Origin of the sequence: Streptomyces sp. NPDC007808, from assembly GCF_042868655.1 — a bacterium.
In the GTDB taxonomy this organism is placed as follows: domain Bacteria; phylum Actinomycetota; class Actinomycetes; order Streptomycetales; family Streptomycetaceae; genus Streptomyces.
On the sequence record NZ_JBIAEQ010000003.1, the window covers coordinates 157,021 to 178,222 of the forward strand.

The 21,202-nt window shown below is 70.7% G+C and carries 16 protein-coding genes; 7 read left to right on the forward strand and 9 right to left on the reverse strand.

Annotated features, from left to right (window positions below; all coding sequences use genetic code 11):
• Positions 1-252: 252 nt before the first annotated feature.
• From ACFYNL_RS12510 to ACFYNL_RS12530, 5 genes are all read left to right on the forward strand, one after another.
• Entirely contained in the window at positions 253-3,501 is a 3,249-nt protein-coding gene (locus tag ACFYNL_RS12510; RefSeq protein ID WP_388801011.1) for a nitrate- and nitrite sensing domain-containing protein, read from the forward strand.
• 10 nt (positions 3,502-3,511) lie between these two features.
• Positions 3,512-3,925, forward strand: a complete 414-nt coding sequence (locus ACFYNL_RS12515; RefSeq protein ID WP_004983065.1) for a roadblock/LC7 domain-containing protein — start codon at positions 3,512-3,514, stop codon at positions 3,923-3,925.
• Positions 3,926-4,019: 94 nt separating this feature from the next.
• Positions 4,020-4,592 (forward strand): DUF742 domain-containing protein, encoded by a 573-nt coding sequence (locus ACFYNL_RS12520; protein WP_388801014.1) that lies wholly within the window; start codon positions 4,020-4,022, stop codon positions 4,590-4,592.
• Positions 4,573-5,154, forward strand: coding sequence for an ATP/GTP-binding protein (locus ACFYNL_RS12525; protein ID WP_031224757.1), 582 nt, complete (start codon positions 4,573-4,575; stop codon positions 5,152-5,154). The genes ACFYNL_RS12520 and ACFYNL_RS12525 overlap by 20 nt, the downstream gene beginning before the upstream one ends.
• A gap of 91 nt (positions 5,155-5,245) precedes the next feature.
• Positions 5,246-8,275, forward strand: a complete 3,030-nt coding sequence (locus ACFYNL_RS12530) for an NACHT domain-containing protein (protein ID WP_388801017.1) — start codon at positions 5,246-5,248, stop codon at positions 8,273-8,275.
• A 62-nt stretch (positions 8,276-8,337) separates the two neighbouring features.
• Here ACFYNL_RS12530 and ACFYNL_RS12535 read toward each other — a convergent pair whose 3' ends face one another.
• The 3 genes from ACFYNL_RS12535 to ACFYNL_RS12545 form a co-directional block, all read right to left on the reverse strand.
• Complete coding sequence (locus tag ACFYNL_RS12535) at positions 8,338-8,532, reverse strand: acyl-CoA carboxylase subunit epsilon (protein WP_369273619.1); 195 nt, start codon at positions 8,530-8,532, stop codon at positions 8,338-8,340.
• Positions 8,533-8,589: 57 nt separating this feature from the next.
• Positions 8,590-10,173, reverse strand: a complete 1,584-nt coding sequence (locus ACFYNL_RS12540; RefSeq protein ID WP_388801020.1) for an acyl-CoA carboxylase subunit beta — start codon at positions 10,171-10,173, stop codon at positions 8,590-8,592.
• Positions 10,174-10,327: 154 nt separating this feature from the next.
• Entirely contained in the window at positions 10,328-12,652 is a 2,325-nt protein-coding gene (locus tag ACFYNL_RS12545) for a polysaccharide lyase 8 family protein (protein WP_388802662.1), read from the reverse strand.
• 137 nt (positions 12,653-12,789) lie between these two features.
• Here ACFYNL_RS12545 and ACFYNL_RS12550 point away from each other — a divergent pair, with 137 nt between their 5' ends.
• Complete coding sequence (locus ACFYNL_RS12550) at positions 12,790-13,341, forward strand: YceI family protein (RefSeq protein WP_388801023.1); 552 nt, start codon at positions 12,790-12,792, stop codon at positions 13,339-13,341.
• Between the two features lie 42 nt (positions 13,342-13,383).
• Here the strand turns inward: ACFYNL_RS12550 and ACFYNL_RS12555 are convergent, their stop codons facing one another.
• A complete protein-coding gene (locus tag ACFYNL_RS12555; RefSeq protein WP_388801026.1) occupies positions 13,384-13,953 on the reverse strand; it encodes a YdeI family protein in 570 nt (189 codons plus the stop codon).
• A 348-nt stretch (positions 13,954-14,301) separates the two neighbouring features.
• Here ACFYNL_RS12555 and ACFYNL_RS12560 point away from each other — a divergent pair, with 348 nt between their 5' ends.
• Complete coding sequence (locus tag ACFYNL_RS12560; protein WP_388801029.1) at positions 14,302-15,081, forward strand: S1 family peptidase; 780 nt, start codon at positions 14,302-14,304, stop codon at positions 15,079-15,081.
• A gap of 140 nt (positions 15,082-15,221) precedes the next feature.
• On the opposite strand, the gene ACFYNL_RS12565 is transcribed toward ACFYNL_RS12560, so the two are convergent.
• From ACFYNL_RS12565 to ACFYNL_RS12585, 5 genes are all read right to left on the reverse strand, one after another.
• Complete coding sequence (locus ACFYNL_RS12565; protein WP_388801032.1) at positions 15,222-16,562, reverse strand: hypothetical protein; 1,341 nt, start codon at positions 16,560-16,562, stop codon at positions 15,222-15,224.
• Positions 16,563-16,672: 110 nt separating this feature from the next.
• Entirely contained in the window at positions 16,673-17,107 is a 435-nt protein-coding gene (locus ACFYNL_RS12570) for a VOC family protein (protein ID WP_388801035.1), read from the reverse strand.
• 54 nt (positions 17,108-17,161) lie between these two features.
• A complete protein-coding gene (gene cimA / locus ACFYNL_RS12575; protein WP_388801038.1) occupies positions 17,162-18,766 on the reverse strand; it encodes a citramalate synthase in 1,605 nt (534 codons plus the stop codon).
• A gap of 307 nt (positions 18,767-19,073) precedes the next feature.
• The gene (locus ACFYNL_RS12580) at positions 19,074-20,327 is read right to left on the reverse strand and encodes a TolB family protein (RefSeq protein ID WP_388801041.1); all 1,254 of its coding nucleotides are present in this window, start codon (positions 20,325-20,327) and stop codon (positions 19,074-19,076) included.
• A 203-nt stretch (positions 20,328-20,530) separates the two neighbouring features.
• Positions 20,531-21,079, reverse strand: a complete 549-nt coding sequence (locus ACFYNL_RS12585; protein ID WP_388802665.1) for a TetR/AcrR family transcriptional regulator — start codon at positions 21,077-21,079, stop codon at positions 20,531-20,533.
• Between the last annotated feature and the right edge of the window lie 123 nt (positions 21,080-21,202).

Sequence of the window (21,202 nt, forward strand, 5' to 3'; positions counted from 1 at the left end):
GGTCTCGCTGCGCGCACAAACGCCCCGTCTTTTGGCGGGGCTCGCTCTTTATGACCGTTTTATCTAGGGCTTACATCACTCCGAATCCGCCGCTTCCACTGTTTGGAAGAGCGCAGGCCGTCGTGCTGGAATGCCTGAACTGCCCAATAGTCAAAGACGTACTCCTCAGTACTGCGTACTCGATGGCGAACTGGGCTCTGAGAGACTGCGGCACAACGTTGGTGCCGACCCCGCCGGAAGGTTGTTGGTCGAGTGAGGCGAAGCAAGAACAGTCCCGAGCCGTCGGCCCGGGGCAACTTCACCCCGCCGCCGCGCGGAGCGGCGCCCGCCCCTGTGCCCGGATCGGAACCCACGGCGGCCCCGGCGGCCGGTGGCCGGTTCTCGCCACGCAACTGGCGTGTGCCGACCCGACTGAACGCGATCCTGCTCATACCCGTGCTGGTCGGCCTCGTCATGGGCGGCTTCCAGGTGAAGAGCTCGATCGACACCTGGCAGGAGGCCGAGGACGCGGAGAACACCGCGCGCCTGGTCGCCGCCGCGCTGACCTACGGCGACGCGCTCCTCGAAGAGCGCGACGTGACGGCCGCACCCCTGCTCCAGGGCAAGGGCGAGGACGACCCGACGGTCGTCAAGGCCCGGGCCGCCACCGACAAGGCCGCCGACGCCTTCGACGAGGCCGCCCAGAACATGCCGGACCGGCCCAACCTGGAGCGCCGTCTGGCGCGGTTCCGCGAGGTCGAGCCGGATCTGACGGAACTGCGCGCGGCCGCCTACACCAACAAGCTCACCGGCGTGGAGACCGAAGAGGGCTACGTCAACGTCGAGCACCGGCTGCTGGAGTTCTCCAACGAGCTGGGCCTCGGCACCGGCAACATCACCAGCTACGGCCGTACGGTCTACGCCATCTCGCTGACCAAGGGCGCGCTCTCCCTGGAGCGTTCCATCGGCATGCACATGCTGATCAAGCCGGGTCCCGAGCGCACCGATCTGGCCAGGCAGCGCGTCGCCCTCTCCTCGTACGCCTACCTGGAGGGCATCGCCATCCAGGAGTACCAGAGCGGTGGCACCGAGCAGGACATCCAGCGGCTCAAGGACGCCGAGACGCAGATCAAGGCCGACGGCGCCGCCATGGCCGCCCAGGCCAAGCAGAAGAACCCGGACTACGTCGCCCCGCCGGCCAAGCCCACCGCCATGGTCACGCTGCTCGCCCAGCTGACCTCCACCGACCCCGCTGAGCGCGCCGCGCTCGCCGCGAAGGGCGTCACCGCGCAGAACTGGTGGGCGGTCAACACACTCAAGTACAACGCCTACCGCGACATCGAGAACGACCTCGCGAACACCGCGGTGAACGAGGCCTCGGTCATCGCCGACGACGCCAAGCGCGACGCCCTCATCACCGGTGCCGCCGTCGTCGTCGCCCTGCTCGTCGCGTTCATCCTGGCCGGTGCCGTGGCCCGCCAGATGAGCCGTGCGATGCGCCAGCTGCGCAACGCCGCCTTCGGCATCGCCGAGCAGCGCCTGCCGATGCTGGTCGACCAGCTCTCGCGCACCGACCCCGGCCGCGTGGACACCCGTGTCGCGCCCATCCCGATCAACACCCGCGACGAGATCGGCGAGGTCGCCCGCGCCTTCGACCAGGTCCACCGCGAGGCCGTCCGGCTCGCCGCCGAGCAGGCGCTGCTGCGGGGCAACATCAACGCGATCTTCACCAACCTCTCGCGCCGCAACCAGTCGCTGATCGAGGGCCAGCTGACCCTGATCACCGATCTGGAGAACAACGAGGCCGACCCGGACCAGCTGGAGAACCTCTTCAAGCTGGACCACCTCGCGACCCGTATGCGCCGCAACGGCGAGAACCTCCTGGTCCTCGCCGGCGAGGAGCCCGGTCGCCGCTGGGACCAGCCGGTCCCGCTGGTCGACGTGCTGCGCGCCGCCTCCTCCGAGGTGGAGCAGTACGAGCGCATCGAGCTGTCCGGCGTCCCGGAGGCCGAGATCCACGGCCGCGCCGTGACCGACCTCGTGCACCTGCTGGCCGAGCTGCTGGAGAACGCCACGACGTTCTCCTCCCCGCAGACCAAGGTCCGCGTCACCGCGACCCGTCTCCCCGACGGCCGCGTCATGATCGAGATCCACGACAAGGGCATCGGCCTGACCGCCGAGGACTTCGCGGACATCAACCACAAGCTCGCGAACCCGCCCACCGTCGACGCGGCGATATCCCAGCGCATGGGCCTGTTCGTGGTCGGCCGGCTGTCGGACCGGCACGGCATCCGGGTCCAGCTGCGCCCCTCCGGCGAGCAGGCGGGCACCACCTCGCTCGTCATGCTCCCCGACGCGATCACCCACGGCGGTGGCGGCGAGCACCAGCCGGCGCAGGACGAGTTCACCGTCTCGCAGATCATCCCGGAGCAGAACTTCCAGGGTGAGAACTTCAGCCAGCCGATGCGTACGGCCGCCGAGCTCGGCTTCGACGACAGCCGCTACGTCGAGGTGCCGGACGACGCCCGCGAGCTGGACCCCGTCGGCCGCTCCCTGATGCGCGAGGAGCGCCGCGCCGCCCTGGAGGCCCAGGCCCACGGCCAGGAGGGCCCTGAGACGTCCGGGTACGACGAGTTCACCGGTCAGCACGCCTACGGTGACCGCAGCGGCTTCACCGAGCAGCCCGGCGGCTACGACCCGCAGCAGTCGTACGAAGAGCAGCAGCAGGCCGCGTACGGGGAGCAGCAGGCCGCGTACGACGCGCCTCAGCGTGCCGACTACGAAGAGCCCCGGCAGCCGTCGTACGACGACACGTACTACGCGCCCAACGGCGGCCTGCGGCAGAACGACTCCTTCTCGACGGGGAGCGGCTACCCCGAGCCCTCGTATCCGGAGCCGGCTCGTGAGGAGCCCGCGGCCCCGAGCGGCTCGGCCTCCGAGACCTTCCCGGCCTTCGAGCAGCGGCGTCACCAGGACGACTGGCCGCAGTCGAACGGCTACCGCAACGGCTACCCGGACAGTTACGCTCCGGAAACGGAATCCACGCAGGCCGATGACGCGAACGAGCGTGACCGCGTAGGCTTCGACCGTCCGGGACCGGCCCCCTCCGCCGCCCACGAGCTGACCGACGCCGGGCTTCCCCGCCGCGGATCCACCGCGAGCGGCACCAACGGCGCACGGCCCGTACGGCAGGAAGCGCCGGCCTCCGCGCCGGAGGGCAAGGGCGACAGCGACTGGCGTTCGCAGAACGACGAGCGCTGGCAGCAGGCCTCGCAGCTCCGGAAGCCCAAGGCGGGCGGGGTGACCTCCTCCGGCCTGCCGCGGCGGGTACCCAAGGCCAACCTGGTCGAGGGAGCCGCCGCAACCACCCCCCAGGGGGGCCCACAGGTCTCCCGCGCTCCCGAGGACGTCCGGGGCAGGCTGAGCAACCTGCGCCGGGGTGTCCAGAGGGGTCGCAGTGCGGGAAGTGAAACGAACGGCCAGGGCTTCGGTCCTGACAGCACCTACAACCAGGAGCGTTAGTGTGAGCCCGATGAGCCAGGCGGCACAGAACCTGAACTGGTTGATCACCAACTTCGTGGACAACACCCCCGGGGTGTCTCACACGGTGGTGGTCTCCGCCGACGGACTCCTTCTGGCGATGTCCGAAGGCTTCCCGCGCGACCGCGCCGATCAGCTCGCGGCCGTCGCCTCCGGTCTGACGTCTCTGACGGCAGGCGCCTCCCGCATCTTCGAGGGTGGCAGCGTGAACCAGACGGTTGTGGAGATGGAGCGGGGATTCCTCTTCATCATGTCCATTTCCGACGGTTCGTCACTCGCGGTCCTCGCGCACCCGGAGGCGGACATCGGCCTCATCGGGTACGAGATGGCGCTTCTGGTCGACCGTGCCGGTACGGTCCTGACACCGGATCTGCGTGCGGAGCTCCAAGGGAGCCTGCTCAACTAACAGACAGTCGGTGCGTTTTGGCGTCCCGGGGCCGTAAGGTTTCGGGACGCGGCTCCCATGTTGGGTGCCAGGCACAGTCGGAGGAGGAGAGAAAGTGGCAACACCCCCAGACGGTTCGTCATCGGGCAACTGGTCGTACGGCCCTGGCCAGGGTCAGCACGACGGTTCCCAGAACCGGTACAACTTCCCCTCCTCGCCGAGCCACCGGCAGCCGTACGCACCGCAGGGCCCCGGGCCGTCGCCGTACGACCAGCCGCCGGCGCCGCGCATCCAGCCGGTGCAGCCGCAGCGACGCGCTCCTGAGCCGGCGCCCGCCGGGGCGTCGAACAACCCCCTGGTGCGCCCGTACGCCATGACCGGCGGCCGGACGCGCCCGCGCTACCAGCTCGCCATCGAGGCGCTGGTGCACACCACCGCGCAGCCGCACCAGATGCAGGGCCAGCTGCCCGAGCATCAGCGGATCTGCAACCTCTGCCGGGAGATCAAGTCGGTCGCCGAGATCTCGGCGCTGCTCACGATCCCTCTCGGCGTGGCCAGGATCCTCGTCGCCGACTTGGCGGAGGCGGGCCTGGTCGCCATCCATCAGCCCGGCGGCGACGAGAACGCCGGCGGCCAGCCAGACGTGACACTGCTCGAAAGGGTGCTCAGTGGACTTCGCAAGCTCTAGCGGCGGTCCTTCCCGCTCCACCACCTCCGCGAAGATCGTGGTGGCGGGCGGCTTCGGCGTGGGCAAGACCACGTTCGTCGGCGCCGTCTCGGAGATCAACCCGCTGCGCACAGAGGCCGTGATGACGTCTGCTTCGGCGGGCATCGACGACCTCACCCACACCGGAGACAAGACGACCACGACGGTCGCCATGGACTTCGGCCGTATCACCCTGGACCAGGACCTGATCCTGTACCTCTTCGGTACGCCCGGCCAGGACCGTTTCTGGTTCATGTGGGACGACCTGGTGCGCGGCGCCATCGGCGCCGTCGTTCTCGTCGACACCCGGAGGCTCGCCGACTGCTTCCCGGCCGTCGACTACTTCGAGAACAGCGGGCTGCCGTTCGTCATCGCCCTCAACGGCTTCGACGGCAACCAGCCGTACAACCCGGACGAGGTGCGCGAGGCCCTGCAGATCGGGCCCGACACCCCGATCATCACGACGGACGCCCGGCACCGCGCGGACGCCAAGTCGACGCTGATCACGCTGGTCGAGCACGCCCTGATGGCACGGCTGCGCTAGCGGCACCGCCTTTCGGCACGTTTCGGTTGCGGCCCTCGTTCCTCCTGTGGGAGGGATGAGGGCCGTAAGTCGTTCGGGGAGGGGTGCGGGGATGAGCGCTGAGGTGGCCGCGTTACGGCTGGGAACGACCGTGGCGAACACGGCGGCGCAGATCTGGCTCGGGGGCAAGCGGCGCGAGCAGGAACGCCGTCTGTCCATCGAGGAGTTGGCCCGGGTGCGGGTGCCCGGGGTGAAGTTCTCGCGGAGTGTGAAGCGGCAGTTCGAGCAGATCGCGGACGCGGTGTTCGACCGTCTGGAGCCGTTCCTGGAGCACGAGTTCCGGGGGCTGGAGGAATCCGGGCGGCTGTCGGTGATCGACGCCGTGTGTGACACGTTCGCGGCGGCGGACCTCTCCGACGAGGCGCTGCTCGCGGCGGACGCCCAGCCGGCCGAACTGATCCGGCGGATCACCCGGGAGGCGCGCCCGCCGGTGGGGCTGGGCGAGGCGGAGGGCCGGCTGTACGAGCGGCTGTTCAACGAGTGCGTGGAGTACTACGTACGGATCGTGCGGAGCCTGCCGGTGTTCGAGGAGCGGGCGTTGGCGGAGCTGCTGTCGCGCACGACGTCGCTGGGCGCGGAGATCGCTCGGGTGCTGGAGCGGTTGCCCGACCGGTCGCTCTTCGCGCCGGAGGGGCGGGACCGGGACGAGGAGTTCCGGCGACGGTACTTGGAACTCGTGAGCGCCTCGCTGGACGAGGTGGAGTTGTTCCGCCGTACCTCGGACCGGGGGGTGGCGCAGGCCCGGCTGTCGGTGGCCTATGTGAGCCTGCGAGCGACCGGAGATGACGGAACCGCGGGGCGGCGCGCCGTGACCCGTTCTCTTCCGTTGCTGCGCCCCGATATGAGCGACTGGGAGGACGGTGGCCGGGGCGATGCCGCGGGAATGCGCGTCGAGACCGCCCTGAGCGGTGTCACGCGGGTCCTGTTGCGCGGTGAGGCGGGCTCCGGGAAGACGACGCTTCTGCGGTGGCTGGCCGTCACGGCGGCGCGGGGCGCGTTCACCGGGGACCTGGCGGGCTGGAACGGTCTGACGCCCATGTTCGTGAAGCTTCGCGAGTACAGCGGGCGGGCGCTGCCGGTGCCGGAAGCCATGCTGGACTCGGTGGCCGGGCACATCACGGGGGTGATGCCCCGGGCGTGGGTGGAGCGGCAGCTGTCCGAGGGCCGGGCATTGATCCTCATCGACGGTGTGGACGAGTTGCTCGACGGCGAGCGGCGTGCCGTTCGGGAGTGGCTGCGCAAGCTGCTGACGGCGTACGGAGACGTGCGGGTGGTGGTGACCTCACGGCCGGCGGCGGCGGGGGCGGACTGGCTGCGGCGGGAGAGGTTCACCGCGCTGCACCTGGACCGGATGACGCCCCCTGATCTGGCTGCCTTCGTCCGGCAGTGGCATCAGGCGGTGCGGGAGCTGGGAGAGGAACTGCCGTGCTCAGTGGAGGACCTGCCGCAGTACGAGCAGTCGTTGCTGAACAGCCTCAAGGACCGGCCGCATCTGCAGTCTCTGGCCGGGACGCCGCTGCTGGCGTCGATGCTGTGTGCGATGCATCTGAACCGTGGTAGCCAACTGCCCCGGGATCGCATGGAGTTGTACCGCAGTGCGCTGCACACGCTGGTCCACGACCGGGATGCGGAGAGAAACGTACCCAGCGCCGTGGACAGCCGGCTGAGCCTCGGGGACAAGCTGGTGCTGCTACGGGATCTGGCGTGGCGGCTGTCCGACAACAACCGCAGCGAGATCTCCCTGGAACAGGCGGGGACGTATGTCGGCCGCAGGTTGTCGGGAATGCGCCATCTGGAGGAGCAGGACGGGCAACGGGTTCTTGACCAGCTGCGGGGGCGCTCCGGGGTGCTGCGCTCCCCTGCCCTGGGGCGGCTGGACTTCGTGCACCGGTCCTTTCAGGAGTACCTGGCCGCCGAGGAGGCAACGGAGGAGGACCGTATCGGCAACCTCGTCGGCCGGGCCCATCTGGACATCTGGCGCGAGACGATCATCATGGCCGCGGGACATGCCAACCGGCCTCAGCGGGAGGAACTGCTCGGCGGGATCCTGGACCGGGCTCGGGACGAGCCCCGGCACGCACGGCGGCTGAGGCTGCTGGCCGCGGCTTGCCAGGAGACCGTCCTGGAGGTCTCCGACGAACTGGCCGGGCGGCTGGACTCGGCGGTGGCGGCGCTGTTGCCGGCGCGGCGGGAGACGGATCCGCCTGCGCTGGCGGCGGTGGGGACGAGTCTGCTCCGTAGACTGCCTCGTTCAGTGGAGGAACTGACCGAGAAGTCCGCAGCACAGACCGTACGGACAGTCGCGCTCATCGGCGGCGAGGACGCGCTGTCGTTGCTCGCCGGATACGTGGGAGACGGGCGTGACCGGGTTGTGGCGGAACTCATCGACGCCTGGGCCTACTTCGACGCGGAGGCGTACGCGGACCGTGTTCTGGCCGGGGTCCCGCTCAAGGGGAGGAGCATCAAGCTCTCGCACTCCGGTCAATGGCATGTGGCGCCCAGGCTGAGGTCACTGACCCATGTGACGATCACCCACCCCGTCGTGGACTTCTCGGCCCTGGGCGAACTCCCGCAACTTGAGCAGCTCGTCATCACTCAGCACAGCGGTGCACCCTGCCTCTCGGCGCTCCGTGCCCAGCCCCGGCTGACCTCGCTCGGCCTGGCGGGCAGCGGCACACTGCGGAACGTGGGGGCACTGGGCGAACTGCGGCGACTGGAGTTCCTGGCGATCGGGCTCCGCGGTGTACCAGACCTGAAGGAACTGCGTCTTGCTCCGAGCGTCTCCTCTCTCACGCTGGGAGAGGCGGAGGAGACCACCGACCTGGCCCTGCTGGCGAACTGCTCCGACGTCTGGAGGCTGGACCTGTGGACCTCGGCCACCTGTCTGCCGAGTGGCGTCGAGGCCCTCGCCACCTGGCCGTGGCTGGCAAGCCTGAGCCTGCATGGTGTGGACGTGGCCGCCTGGATGAGAACGACCAGCTTCCCGCCCGCCACCGTGTCACGCCTCCGCCTTTTCGACTGCCTCCTCCCCGAGGACACCACCGCTCTGCGCATTCCAGACGTGGACGTCCAGATCCACTGACCCAGCACCATGGGCCCCGCTCTCCCAGGGGAGAGCGGGGCCCATGGTCACATGCGTGGGGCTCAGCGCCAGCTGTGCGGCGCCCGGAACCCCGGCTCGCGCTCCAGGCGGCGCCAGCCGGCCTTGGCGCGGCCGCGGTGGGCCGGGGCGGCGTCGGTCGGCTGGGCGGCGGCGCGGGCCAGCAGGATCGCCGTGATGGCCGCGACTTCCTCGGGCTCGGCGTGGCCCTTCTCGACGCGAATATCAGGGAGGTTCATGGGTGTCAGTCTCCGTGAGAGAGAGGTCCGCGGGGTTGCCGCGAAGGGTCCGCTGGGTTACTGCGGGGGGTTGCCGTGCTTGCGGGAGGGCAGGTCGGCGTGCTTGGTGTGGAGCATCGCCAGGGACCGCACGAGGACCTCGCGGGTCTCGGACGGGTCGATGACGTCGTCCACCAGGCCGCGCTCGGCCGCGTAGTACGGGTGCATGAGCTCGGACTTGTACTCCTTGACCATGCGGGAGCGCATGGCCTCGGGGTCCTCGGCCTCGGCGATCTGCCGGCGGAAGATCACGTTGGCCGCACCCTCGGCACCCATCACGGCGATCTCGTTCGTCGGCCAGGCGTAGGTGAGGTCGGCGCCGATGGACTGGCTGTCCATGACGATGTAGGCGCCGCCGTACGCCTTGCGCAGGATCAGGGAGATACGGGGGACGGTCGCGTTGCAGTAGGCGTACAGCAGCTTCGCGCCGTGGCGGATGATTCCGCCGTGCTCCTGGTCGACGCCCGGCAGGAACCCGGGGACGTCCAGGAACGTGATGATCGGGATGTTGAAAGCATCACACATCTGGACAAAGCGCGCAGCCTTCTCCGACGCCTCGATGTCCAGCACACCGGCCAGGACCTGCGGCTGGTTCGCGATGATGCCGACCACCTGGCCGTCCAGACGGGCCAGCGCGCAGATGATGTTCCGCGCCCAGCGCTCGTGGACCTCCAGGTACTCGCCGTCGTCGACGATCTCCTCGATGACCTTCGCCATGTCGTACGGCCGGTTGCCGTCCGCCGGGACCAGGTCCAGGAGCACCTCGCTGCGGCGGTCCGGGGCGTCCGAGGACTCCGCCCGGGGCGGGTTCTCGCGGTTGTTCTGCGGGAGCAGCGACAGGAGGTAGCGGACCTCCGCGATGCACGTCTCCTCGTCGTCGTACGCGAAGTGGCAGACACCGGAGGTCTCGGCGTGCACGTCCGCGCCGCCCAGGCCGTTCTGGGTGATCTCCTCGCCGGTCACCGCCTTGACCACGTCCGGGCCGGTGATGAACATCTGCGAGGTCTCACGGACCATGAAGACGAAGTCCGTCAGGGCCGGGCTGTACGCCGCGCCACCCGCGCACGGGCCCAGCATCACGCTGATCTGCGGGATGACGCCAGACGCCTTGGTGTTGCGCTGGAAGATGCCGCCGTATCCGGCGAGGGCCGAGACGCCCTCCTGGATACGGGCGCCCGCGCCGTCGTTCAGGGAGACCAGCGGGGCACCGGCCGCGATGGCCATGTCCATGATCTTGTGGATCTTCGTGGCGTGGGCCTCGCCCAACGCGCCGCCGAAGATGCGGAAGTCGTGGGCGTAGACGAAGACCGTACGGCCCTCCACCGTGCCCCAGCCGGTGATGACACCGTCGGTGTACGGCTTCTTGGCCTCCAGGCCGAACCCCTGCGCGCGGTGCCGGCGCAGCTGCTCGACCTCCCGGAAGGAGCCCGGGTCCAGCAGCAGCTCGATCCGCTCCCGGGCGGTCAGCTTGCCCTTGGCGTGCTGCGCGGCGGTCGCCTTCTCGCTCGGGCCGGCCAGGGCCTGCGCACGAATCTCGTGCAGCTCGGCCGTCCGTCCGCGGGCGTCGATCGGCTCACCCGGTGCCTCATCCAAAACGGTCATGTAGTGACCTTACGAAGGACACCCAGGAAAGCGGGCCGTTGACTCCGTACAGTCTCCGGCGCGTTTTCCTGGCACCACTGAACAGAACCATGGCCGCATGCAGCCTTTCCGACTGCTCAGAGGGCGTGCGCGTTGTGGGGGTCGTACAAAGCCGTCAGGGGAGAACCACCTCACATCGGTGGACCCCGCATACCACCCCTGGAGTGACACGGACGCGCAGTCGGCGGCCCGTCGCGAGGATCTCGACCGTGTCGTCCGCCCGCAGGATCCTGCCCACCGGGTGGTCCCACGTGATCTCCAGCGGTCGGCCGGTGCGGGGCGGCTCGCTCACGCAGAGCGTAGCGGTACGGCCCCGGCGGCGAAGCAGCACGCCGGCGCCGGCGGAGGCCGTCAGCGGGCCTGCCGTACCCGGCTGCCAGAAGGTGGCGGCGGTGAGGCCGAGGGAGGGGACGTGGACCGCCTGGCGCTCGCTGTCGTTGGCGAGGACCGTCAGCCAGCGGGCGTACCGCGCGGCCCGCGCCGCCACCGTGCCCCGGTCGGCACCCGGCATCAGCACATAGGCGTACGCGGCGTCCGTCGGGTCCGTACCGTGGTCCAGCCACAGGGTCTGCCAGCGCCGGGTGCGGCGCTCCGGGGTACCGCCTGTGTTGATGTCGGCCCAGGCCCCGGTGCGGTCCTCGCGCAGGGTGCGCAGATCGCCGTACGGGATCACCCAGCCGCCGTGGCCCTCCAGGTGGGCCCAGCCGGGTCCGCGGGCGAAGGCCCGGGTGCCGTTCTCCCCCAGGTTGCGGTTGTCGACGACCGTCTCGACGGGGACGCCGTCGGCGCAGGTGATGCCCGCCCCAAGGCAGATCACGGCGTCCGCGACGCAGAACCACGACTTACGGGCTTCGAGGGTCGAGCCGAGCCCCTTCAGGTGCTGCCCGATCGCCGCGTACTCGCCGTCGGTCGTGCCGCCGACCCAGCGCACATCGGGCTTGGGCGCGCCCCACTCCCCGCCGGCCCCGTCGGGCAGGCGCCGGGTGGAGACGGTCGTACCGGGGAGGCGGTACCAGTCGACGGTCGGCCAGTACCAGTCCGTGTACTGGTCGCCGGTGCCCCGGGCCCACCACGAGAGCATTCCGGCGCCGGTGTGCCAGCCGCGAGGGTTCTCGCCGTTGCCGCACTCGTAGTGGGCGATGCGCTCGCTCGCCATGGCGAGGTGGACGACGAAGCCGGGGCGGCGGTGCACGGCCCGGTCCATGGCGGCGAAGAGGTGGTGGGCGGTGGGTTCGGGGGCGGCGGGGACGGGCGAGTCGGCGATCGCGTGCAGGCGGGCCAGGTCACCGGTACCGAACTGACGAGCCGTCAGGACGGGTGTCACCGTGTCCCGTTCGATCCATCCCTTGACGCGGCCGTACCAACGCTCGCGCTCCGCCGCGCTCGCGCCGTCCGCGAGGAGGGCCACCGCGGCGATGAGGCCCTGCCCGTGGAAGTGGTCGCTGCGCATCACCTGCCGGTCGTCCGCCTTGAGCAGACCCCGGCTGATGGCACGGCCGTTGACGCCGTCCATCATCAGCCCGTCGTGGACGAGCGGCGCGAACGCCCGCTCGACGCTGTCGAGGACGATCTGCTTGTTCGGGTCCGTGACCTCCCACTCGGATCCGGCGAGCAGGGCCAGGAGGCGGCCGAGTCCGTCGAGGAGGACCTGGCCGTAGGTGCCGGAGTAGGCGACCCAGGTGTGCTGGACGAACGACCCGTCGGCGTAGAGGCCGTCGCCTTTTGTGACGTACGGGAAGACCGGGGAGAGGGCGTCCCGGGCGAGCGCGAGCTTCGCCGGTGCCCGGCCGAGGATGCCGCGCAGGGCGACGCCGCGGCACAGGTCGACGCGGTTGGCCCCGGTGGAGGTGCCGGAGTAGTCGCCGAGCATCGAGTCCGGGACGAAGTGGTCGACGGCCGCGCAGGCGGCGGCGACCCGGGCCTCGCCGAGGTGGTCGTACAGGGCGGCCGTGATGTCCGTCAGCAGGCGCGGGCTGCCGATCTGCCACTCCCACCAGTTGCCGTACCGGGTGGTGGAGGGGTTGTAGACGGTGGCGAAGAGATGGTCGAGGCCGCGCAGCACGTCGGCCAGGAGGGCCGGGTCGGCGGTGCAGCCGGTGCCCTGCTGGACGTAGGCCCGAGCCATCGTCCACAGGCGACCGTAGCTCTGGGTGATGCCGGCGGGTGGGTCGTAGGGGTGGTCGGGCCACAGCGAGGTGGGGGTGGGGGCCATGGTGGCCCGGAAGCGGCGGGCCAGGGTGCCGGTCTCGGCGAGGCGGGCGGCGTACGGCTCCGCCGCGGGGTCGTAACCGGCACCGAGGGCGATGTCCAGCCAGCACAGGCGCAGGGCGTCGTACGGGTCGGGGGCGGCGTCCGCCGCTCGGGCCGGAGTACGGGCTCCTTGGGCGGACGCCGCGGTGAGGGCGGCGGCGCACAGGAAGGCACGGCGCGTGAAGGTCATGCTCATGCCCATACCACGTAACGGTACGTGATGCCACAGACACGGCAGCGATTCAGTTGAACATCGAACGGAATAGGTCTACGGTGGGTCGCGTTGAAGTAGTTAAAGATTCAACATCAATGCGAAGGAGCGCAGCCATGAACACCGACCTGACCCCCCTGACCGGCGACTACACGATCGATGCGGCCCACTCCACGATCGGCTTCACCGTCCGCCACGCGATGGTCACCAACGTCAAGGGCAAGTTCCTCGACTTCAGCGGTTCGCTGCACCTGGACGGCGCCGACCCGTCGGCGTCCTCGGCGTCCATCGACGTCAAGATGGACAGCATCGACACCGGCTCCGCGGACCGCGACGGCCACCTCAAGAGCGCGGACTTCTTCAGGACGGACGAGTTTCCGACGATGACGTTCCGCTCCACCGAGGCGGAGTCCCTCGGTGGCGACGACTTCCGCATCACCGGCGATCTGACGATCCTCGGCACCACGAAGCCGATCACCATCGACCTGGAGTTCAACGGCGCCGCGAAGGACCCCTTCGGCAACGAGCGTGTCGGCTTCGAGGGCAAGGCGCAGCTGCTGCGCTCCGAATGGGGCCTGACCTGGAACGCGGCTCTGGAGACGGGCGGCGTGCTGGTCTCGGACAAGATCAAGCTGAACTTCGACATCTCGGCGATCAGGAACGCGTGAACCCTTCGCGCCCTTCGACGACGGCGCCGGTGAGCCCTCGGCTCACCGGCGCCTCGTCAGTTCCCGCAGGATCGCGGCGATCTGCCTCTCCCGGCCGCGCGGGGTCCGGGCCCGCAGCAGACCGAGCATGACCTGGTAGCGCTCGGTCCGGCCCAGCGCGTCGAAGGCGGCCGCCGCACCCGGGTCCCTCTTCAGCGCCGCGGCCAGTTCGTCCGGGACCTCTGCCCTGCTCTGCGACTCGTACGCCGCCTGCCAGCGCCCGTCCGCCCGGGCCGCCGCCACCTCGGCGAGACCAGCCGGACGCATGCGGCCCTCGGCGGTCAGTTCCGCCACGCGCCGCACATTGACCATCGACCACAGGCTGCCGGGCCGACGCGGCGTGATCCGCTGCAGATAGGACGACGCGTCCAGGCCCTTGCGGTGTCCCGTGATCCAGCCATGGCACAACGCCACGTCGTTGACCTCGGCGGCGGTGACGGACCGGATCCCCGAGCCCTTCTTGGCGATCTCCACCCAGAGGCCGGGGTGCGGGGCGGGGTGGGCCGTCAGCCAGGCGTCGAGCGCGGCGGCCGATGCGAAGGCGAGGGACGGGGTGTCGTCGGAGGAGGTCATACCGGCAGGCTAGGCCGGATAGAGGTCAGCTTCTGTCCTATGCGCCGGCCCGGAGCCGGCGAGGGACCGAGTGTCCGAAAGCCGCGAGTCCGAGACTCCGGGGCGCTCGTCGAGAACCCGGCGGCGCGCGGCTCGACGGACCCGCGACGGACCCTGCCCTGCACGGGCGTGGCCTGAATTGGCACCTTGTCCGGACCCGCACAGAGTTCCGATAATCCAGCAACACACTTGACCGGCGCATGCCACGACGAGAGGGCTCTCGCCCCTCTCACTCCCCTTGCGTGACATGCCCCTGACATCTCAGCGCTCTCACGTTCGTATGTCCAACCCCCCACGGAAGGCATCACGTTGAAGAAGCTACTCACCGCGCTCAAGAGATGCGCGGTCCTCGGCGCAGCAGCTCTGGCGATCGTCAGCCTCCAGCCCGTCTCGGCCGCGCAGGCCGACACGCGCGTCGTCGGCGGAACCCGTGCCACGCAGGGCGAGTTCCCGTTCATGGTCCGGCTCTCCATGGGCTGCGGCGGCGCGCTCTACACCCAGCAGATCGTGCTCACCGCCGCGCACTGTGTGGGCGCGACCGGCCCCACCACCAGCATCACCGCCACCGCCGGCGTCGTGGACCTGCAGTCCACCAGCGGCCGGGTCCAGGTCCGCTCCACGTACGTGTACCGGGCCCCCGGCTACAACGGCACCGGCAAGGACTGGGCGCTCATCAAGCTCGCCCAGCCGATCAACCTGCCGACGCTGAAGATCGCCACCACCACGCAGTACAACACCGGCACCTTCACCGTGGCCGGCTGGGGCGCGAACCGCGAGGGCGGCGCCCAGCAGCGCTACATGCTCAAGGCCACCGTGCCGTTCGTCAGCGACGCCCAGTGCCGTTCGTACAGCGGCTACAGCGGCCTCGTCGCCAACGAGGAGATCTGCGCCGGCTTCCCGTCGGGCGGCGTCGACACCTGCCAGGGCGACTCCGGCGGCCCGATGTTCCGCCGCGACGCCAACAACGCCTGGATCCAGGTGGGCATCGTCAGCTGGGGCATAGGCTGCGCCCGTCCGAACGCTCCGGGCGTCTACACGGAGGTCTCGACCTTCGCCTCCCAGATCGCCTCGGCGGCGTCCTCTCTCTGAGCCGCTTTTCGACTCCACGACCGCGCGGGCGCCAGACCCGCCGGTACCACGGGCCCGGCGTCCTCGGACGCCGGGCCCGTGCCGTGTCCGCCGCTTCCGCCGCTTCCGCCATGGGCGATCGGCTCGCCGTGGAGGCCCGGTCAGAACCCTCCTCCGCCGTCGAACCCGCCACCGCCGAAGTCCCCGCCGCCGAAGCCTCCGCCGTCGAAGTCCCCGCTGTCGAAGTCCGCGCCGGAGACGTCGCCGCCTTCGTAACCGCCGTAGCCGTAGCCCGCGCCGTAGTCGGCCGCGTAGGCGGGGGCGGCCATCATGGAGCCGAGCATCGTGCCGATGAGCAGGCCGGGGAGGATGCCGCCGGCGAAGTAACCGCCTGCCCACGGCCCGTAGGCGGGACCGGCGTCCCAGTACGGGCGGCGGCCGTACTCCGTGTCGACCTCGCGGACCACGGGGTCGCGGCCCTCGGCCAGCCGGGTGCGGTCGGCCGCGCAGACCGGGACCTCGCGCGCGGTGCCGGAGGGCGGCGTCCAGGTCTCGTCGGCCACCGCCGGACCGTGGCGCGGATCGAAGAAGCAGGGCGGCCGGCGCTCCGGCAGGGGCCGATGCTCCCGGCGGGCGGCCAGCTGGGTGAGGGAGAAGCGGCCGTCCGCCAGGGCTTGGGTGACGGCCTTGACGTCCTCGGGTCTGCGCGCCCCGTCCATCAGCCGTTTCGCCTGTTCGTAGGAGTCCAGGGCACGCTCGTAGTCCGCGCGCATGGCGTCGTCGGCACCGGGCTCGGCCGGATGGAAGTCCAGTCGGTCCAGTTCCTCGCCGAAGGCGGTGATGTCCTCGTCGACGACGACCCGCAGCTTCTCCAGTGCCGCCCGCTGCTCCGCCTCATGGCGGCGCCGGTTGCGCCGGACCAGCGCGTACGCGCCCGCGCCGCCCGCCGCCAGCACCGCGCCCGCGGCGATCAGACCGCCGACGTCCACGCCTTCGCCTCCGCCGTCGCTCCAACTGGCGGGTGCGGTGCCGTCCACGTTGCGCAGCGCCGCGTCGACGAAGTCGTTCAGCTGGGCCTTGGGGTCGCCGGCGCTCTGCACCGAGGCGACCAGGTTGTCCACCGCCTGCTCGGGCATCACCGCGGCGTCCGCCGCCGCGTCGAAGCGCTCACCGACGCGGACGCCGTACAGACCCGTGACACCGGTCTGCGTGCGGAGGTTCAGCAGGAGGCTCTGGGTCGGCTGATCAGCCGGGAGGACGGCGACGAAGACCGGCTTGTCGGCGTCCTTGATCTTGTCGGCGAGTGCTTCGGCGTCCGCCGACGACAACTGGTCCGAGGCGGCGGGGTCCACGTACACGGGATCCTCGCGCAGCGCCTCGGCGACCTGGGAAAGGTCCGTGGCCGCATGTGCGCCGGGCGCACCGGCCGTCAGCACCGCGGCGGCGGCGACGACCGGCACGATCAGCGAGCGCATGAGGCCCCGGAACAGCGGAGTCCTCATACCCTCGACGCTACCTGATGGACGGGGCGAACGAGCTGTTGCCGGTGGGCGGAATCCGCGCACGGCACCGCTCGTGCCGCGACGCTGACCGCTCGTACGACGGCTCCGGGTCAGGTGTACGGCTGACCGATGCCCAGGAGGTTGCCCTCGCTGTCGTGGAACCAGGCGGCGCGTTCGCCGCGGTAGCCCTTGCTCGGGTAGTGGCCCTCGACGTCGGCGATGCCGTCGACCGTGCGCAGCCCGGGTACGTCCACGTCCTCGAACTCGATGCCGCGGCGGCCGAGTTCGGCGACGACCGCTCCGACGTCCTCGACCTGCCAGCCCATCTGGGTGAAGGTGCCGGGAGAGGCGCCCGTCGACAGGTACACGGCGAACTCGGTGCCGCCGCAGCGGTACAGCAGCCCGCCCGGCCGTTCGTCGACGGGCTCCAGCCCCAGCTTCTCGGAGTAGAAGCGCCGGGCCCGTGCCAGGTCCTGGGCGGGCAGCCGGGTCGCCACCCGCCCCCGGGCGAGGAGGTGCGTGGCGTCGCTTTCCCTGTCGTCCATGGCTCCACTGTGCCGTGGGCGAGAGGACCGGGGGCGGCGCGAGGGCCGTTCGGACTACTGCGCCGGTGACACCCCGGCCCGCAGCAGCCCGTACGTGTACGCGTCCTCCAGGGCCTGCCAGGACGCCGCGATCACGTTGTCGGCGACGCCGACCGTCGACCACTCCCCCGTCCCGTCGGACGTGGAGATCAGGACGCGGGTGGTGGACTGGGTGCCGTGGACGCCCTCCAGGATGCGGACCTTGTAGTCGACGAGGTCCAGCTTGGCGAGCTGGGGGTAGATCTTCTCCAGGGCGACCCGCAGGGCGCGGTCGAGGGCGTGGACCGGGCCGTTGCCCTCCGCCGTGGCGACGATGCGCTCGCTCTTGGCCCAGAGCTTGACGGTGGCCTCGTTGGCGTGGGTGCCGTCGGGACGGTCCTCGACGATCGCGCGCCAGGACTCCACGTCGAAGTACTTCAGCGGCTTGCCCTCGACCTCGGTGCGCAGCAGCAGCTCGAACGAGGCGTCCGCGGCCTCGTAGGTGTAGCCCGCCAGCTCCCGCTCCTTCACCCGCTCGACCACCCGCCCGACCAGCTCGCGGTCGCCGCCCAGGTCGATGCCGAGCTCCTTGCCCTTCAGCTCCACGGAGGCGCGGCCCGCCATGTCGGAGACCAGCATGCGCATCGTGTTGCCGACCAGCTCGGGGTCGATGTGCTGGTACAGGTCCGGGTCGACCTTGATCGCGGAGGCGTGCAGTCCGGCCTTGTGCGCGAAGGCGGAGACACCGACGTACGGCTGGTGCGTGGAGGGCGTGAGGTTGACGACCTCGGCGATGGCGTGCGAGATGCGTGTCATCTCCCGCAGGTGGCCGTCGGGGAGGACCTTCTTGCCGTACTTCAGCTCCAGAGCCGCCACCACCGGGAACAGGTTGGCGTTGCCGACGCGCTCGCCGTAGCCGTTGGCCGTGCACTGGACGTGGGTGGCGCCGGCGTCGACGGCGGCGAGCGTGTTCGCCACCGCGCAGCCGGTGTCGTCCTGGGCGTGGATGCCGAGCCGGGCGCCGGTGTCAGCGAGGACGGTGGCGACGACCGCCTGGACCTGGGCGGGGAGCATGCCGCCGTTGGTGTCGCAGAGGATGACCACGTCGGCGCCGGCCTCGGAGGCGGTACGGACGACGGACTTCGCGTACTCGGGGTTGGCGCGGTAGCCGTCGAAGAAGTGCTCGCAGTCGACGAAGACGCGGCGGCCCTGCTCGCGCAGGTACGACACCGTGTCGCGGACCATCTCCAGGTTCTCGTCCAGCGTGGTGCGCAGGGCCAGCTCGACATGCCGGTCATGGGACTTCGCGACCAGTGTGATCACCGGGGCACCGGAGTCCAGCAGGGCGTTGACCTGCGGGTCGTCGGCGGCCTTGGCATGCGCGCGGCGGGTGGAGCCGAAGGCGACCAGCTGGGCGTGCCGGAAGTCGATCTCCTGCTGGGCACGTGCGAAGAACTCGGTGTCGCGCGGGTTGGCGCCGGGCCAGCCGCCCTCGATGAAGCCCACGCCGAAGTCGTCCAGGTGACGGGCGATGGCCAGCTTGTCGGCGACGGTGAGGTTGATGCCCTCCCGCTGGGCGCCGTCGCGCAGGGTGGTGTCGAAGACGTGGAACGAATCGTCGAGCTCGCTGGATACCGACATGGTCACAAGGCTCCTGTGTTGGATCTCGGTCTACCGGAATGACCGGTTCCACCGCCCCCACCTATGGTCCCTCACGCTCTCCGCCCGGCTGCGGGTGGGCCGGGAAACAGAAAAACCCCTCGCGGGTGCGAGAGGTCTGCGCGCGGGTCGAGGACGACGGTGTCCACCCGTACCTGGTCGTACGTGGCGGTCACTGCGGACCGGCGCGCCTGCTGCCAATAATCATGGCGAACGAGAGCACGGGGGCAGTCTGGCACAAGTCGCCCCCGTGCTCACCGTCCGTCTCAGGATGCGAGCACTGTGCTGATCACCCCAGGCGGCGAAGGAAGCCGTCGGCCGCGCCGTTGGTGTCACCGGGGACGAGTTCGGACGAGGTCGAGTGGAAGGCGAGCAGGCGCCCGTCGCGGGCGAACGCGCTGGGTGCCGCGTAGCCCTCGCTCTGCGGTCCGCCGGTCGTCGTGCGGGTGACCAGTTCGGTCCGGCCGGTGCGCAGGTCCCGCACATGGACGTTCTCGACCGTCGTCCCGCCGTCCGCCGGGGTCTCGGTCGTGTAGGCGAGCCGGCGCCCGTCGGCGCTGAGGACACCGGCGCCGAGTCCGCCCCTGCCCTCGTGGGTCATCCAGCGGGTCTTCCCCGTGCGGCTGTCGTACAGGTAGAGCTCCCAGGTGTACGTCGGTGCCCCGGGGACCACGCTGTCGTCGAAGGACGCGTAGGACACGAGGCTGCCGTCGTCGGAGAGCGTCGCGCCGGCCGGCGAGCCGTTGGTGGGCCCGCCCTCCGGGGTGGCGTTCACCAGGTCCTGCTCGCCGGTGCGCAGGTCGGCGAGCCACAGCTCGTGCCGTCCGCCGCGCGGGTGCCGTTGGACGTAGGCCAGGCGGCTGCCGTCCGCGCTGAGGGTGACGGACGGGACGTACCAGTCCGAGGGGACGTGGTCGCTGATCCGCTTGGTGGTGCCGGTGCGGCGGTCGACGACGTAGGCGAGCGTCCGGTCGGTCGCGTCCCCCTCCATCCGCGCGGACGAGGCGGTGAAGGCGACGTACCGGCCGTCGCGGGACATGTCGAAGCTGTCGAGGACCGCGCCGGATCCGCCGTCGGCGGCGACGCTGACGCGCTCGGTGCGACCGGTGCGGCGGTCGTGGACGTACATGTCGGACGCGTACGGCTCGGGCGGCTCGGCCCACTCGACGAGGTTCCCCGCCCGGGAGGCGAACGCGACGTAGCGGCCGTCGCCGCTGATCTCCGCCCGGTAGCTGCCGCCCCCGTCCGCCTGCGTCCCGTCCGACGCCACGTTGACCCGCTCCACGGTCCCGCGGCGCAGGTCCCGGACGAACACGTCGGTCACCCCGTTGGTGTCGCCCGCCACCACGCCCGCGTCCTCCGAGACGAACGCGGCGTAGCGGCCGTCGGAGCTGAGCGCCTGGCCGCCCGCCCCCGTCCCGATCTGCTCCCCGGCCGCGGACAGCGTGATCCGCTCGGTCCGCGGGCCGGGCGCCGGTGCCGCGGAGGTCGTCGCGGCAGCGACCATCGCCCCCGCGAGTACCGCCACGGACACCCCACGCATGGTTCTGAGCACATTTCCCCCTGTTTTCCCGTCGCGCATGTTCTTCGCGTTCTTCGCGGTCGGCGCGTTCATCGCGGTCAGCGCGGTCGACGCCGTCCCCGTGGACGCGTTCCCCCGGCCCCGGGTCGAGGGGCCCGTACGAGGCAAACGCACCACGCACCACAGGGTCAATCCGCAAAATTGCGTACAACCAGGGCGCGCGCTCAGGAGTCCGCGAGGAGGCTTTCGTCCAGGAACTCCCTCACGTGGCGCAGGACTTGCACCCGGTCCGTGCCACGCAGGCCGATGGCCACATGGATGGAGAAGCCGTCGAGCAGCGCCCGCAGCCGGGATGCGAACCGGTCCGGGTCGACCGGCCGGAACTCCCCCCTCGACACCCCCTCCGCCAGCAGCGCCACCAGGTCCCGGTGCCAGGCGCCCTCGATGGCGGCTTGGCGGTCGCGGCCGTCGTCGTCGGCGTTCTGCGAGCGGTTCCAGACCTCCAGCCAGAGCGTCCAGTGCGGGTCGCGGTGGCCATCGGGGACGTACAGGTCGACGTACGCCTCGATCCGCTCGCGCACCGTGGCGGACACCCGCGTCAGCAGCCGCCCGCGCTCGGCGCCGAGCCGGCCCTCGCTCCACTCCAGGGCCTGCAGCAGCAGTTCGTCCTTGGAGTGGAAGTAGTAGAGGAGATGCCCGCTGCTCATCCCGACCTCACGGCCGAGCGCCGCCATGGTGAGCTTCTCCAGACCGCGCTCGGCGATCATCCGCATGGCGGCGGCTAGGACGTCCTCGCGGGGCGGGGCGGGAGTGCGGCGGCGGGTGCTCACCGGGCGGCCTTCACCCGCACGGCGGCCGGGACGGGCCTAGGGTCTGTCGTTTGGACGCCGGCATGA

Excerpts from the sequence above, each read along its gene's own strand:
- ACFYNL_RS12545 (WP_388802662.1), bottom strand. The coding sequence starts at position 12,652 with ATGACCTTCACGCGCCGTGCCTTCCTGTGCGCCGCCGCCCTCACCGCG.
- ACFYNL_RS12515 (WP_004983065.1), top strand. The coding sequence starts at position 3,512 with ATGAGCCAGGCGGCACAGAACCTGAACTGGTTGATCACCAACTTCGTG.
- ACFYNL_RS12535 (WP_369273619.1), bottom strand. The coding sequence starts at position 8,532 with ATGAACCTCCCTGATATTCGCGTCGAGAAGGGCCACGCCGAGCCCGAG.
- ACFYNL_RS12540 (WP_388801020.1), bottom strand. The coding sequence starts at position 10,173 with ATGACCGTTTTGGATGAGGCACCGGGTGAGCCGATCGACGCCCGCGGA.
- ACFYNL_RS12585 (WP_388802665.1), bottom strand. The coding sequence starts at position 21,079 with ATGCGGATGATCGCCGAGCGCGGTCTGGAGAAGCTCACCATGGCGGCG.
- cimA (WP_388801038.1), bottom strand. The coding sequence starts at position 18,766 with ATGTCGGTATCCAGCGAGCTCGACGATTCGTTCCACGTCTTCGACACC.
- ACFYNL_RS12565 (WP_388801032.1), bottom strand. The coding sequence starts at position 16,562 with ATGAGGACTCCGCTGTTCCGGGGCCTCATGCGCTCGCTGATCGTGCCG.
- ACFYNL_RS12570 (WP_388801035.1), bottom strand. The coding sequence starts at position 17,107 with ATGGACGACAGGGAAAGCGACGCCACGCACCTCCTCGCCCGGGGGCGG.
- ACFYNL_RS12550 (WP_388801023.1), top strand. The coding sequence starts at position 12,790 with ATGAACACCGACCTGACCCCCCTGACCGGCGACTACACGATCGATGCG.
- ACFYNL_RS12530 (WP_388801017.1), top strand. The coding sequence starts at position 5,246 with ATGAGCGCTGAGGTGGCCGCGTTACGGCTGGGAACGACCGTGGCGAAC.
- ACFYNL_RS12555 (WP_388801026.1), bottom strand. The coding sequence starts at position 13,953 with ATGACCTCCTCCGACGACACCCCGTCCCTCGCCTTCGCATCGGCCGCC.
- ACFYNL_RS12580 (WP_388801041.1), bottom strand. The coding sequence starts at position 20,327 with ATGCGTGGGGTGTCCGTGGCGGTACTCGCGGGGGCGATGGTCGCTGCC.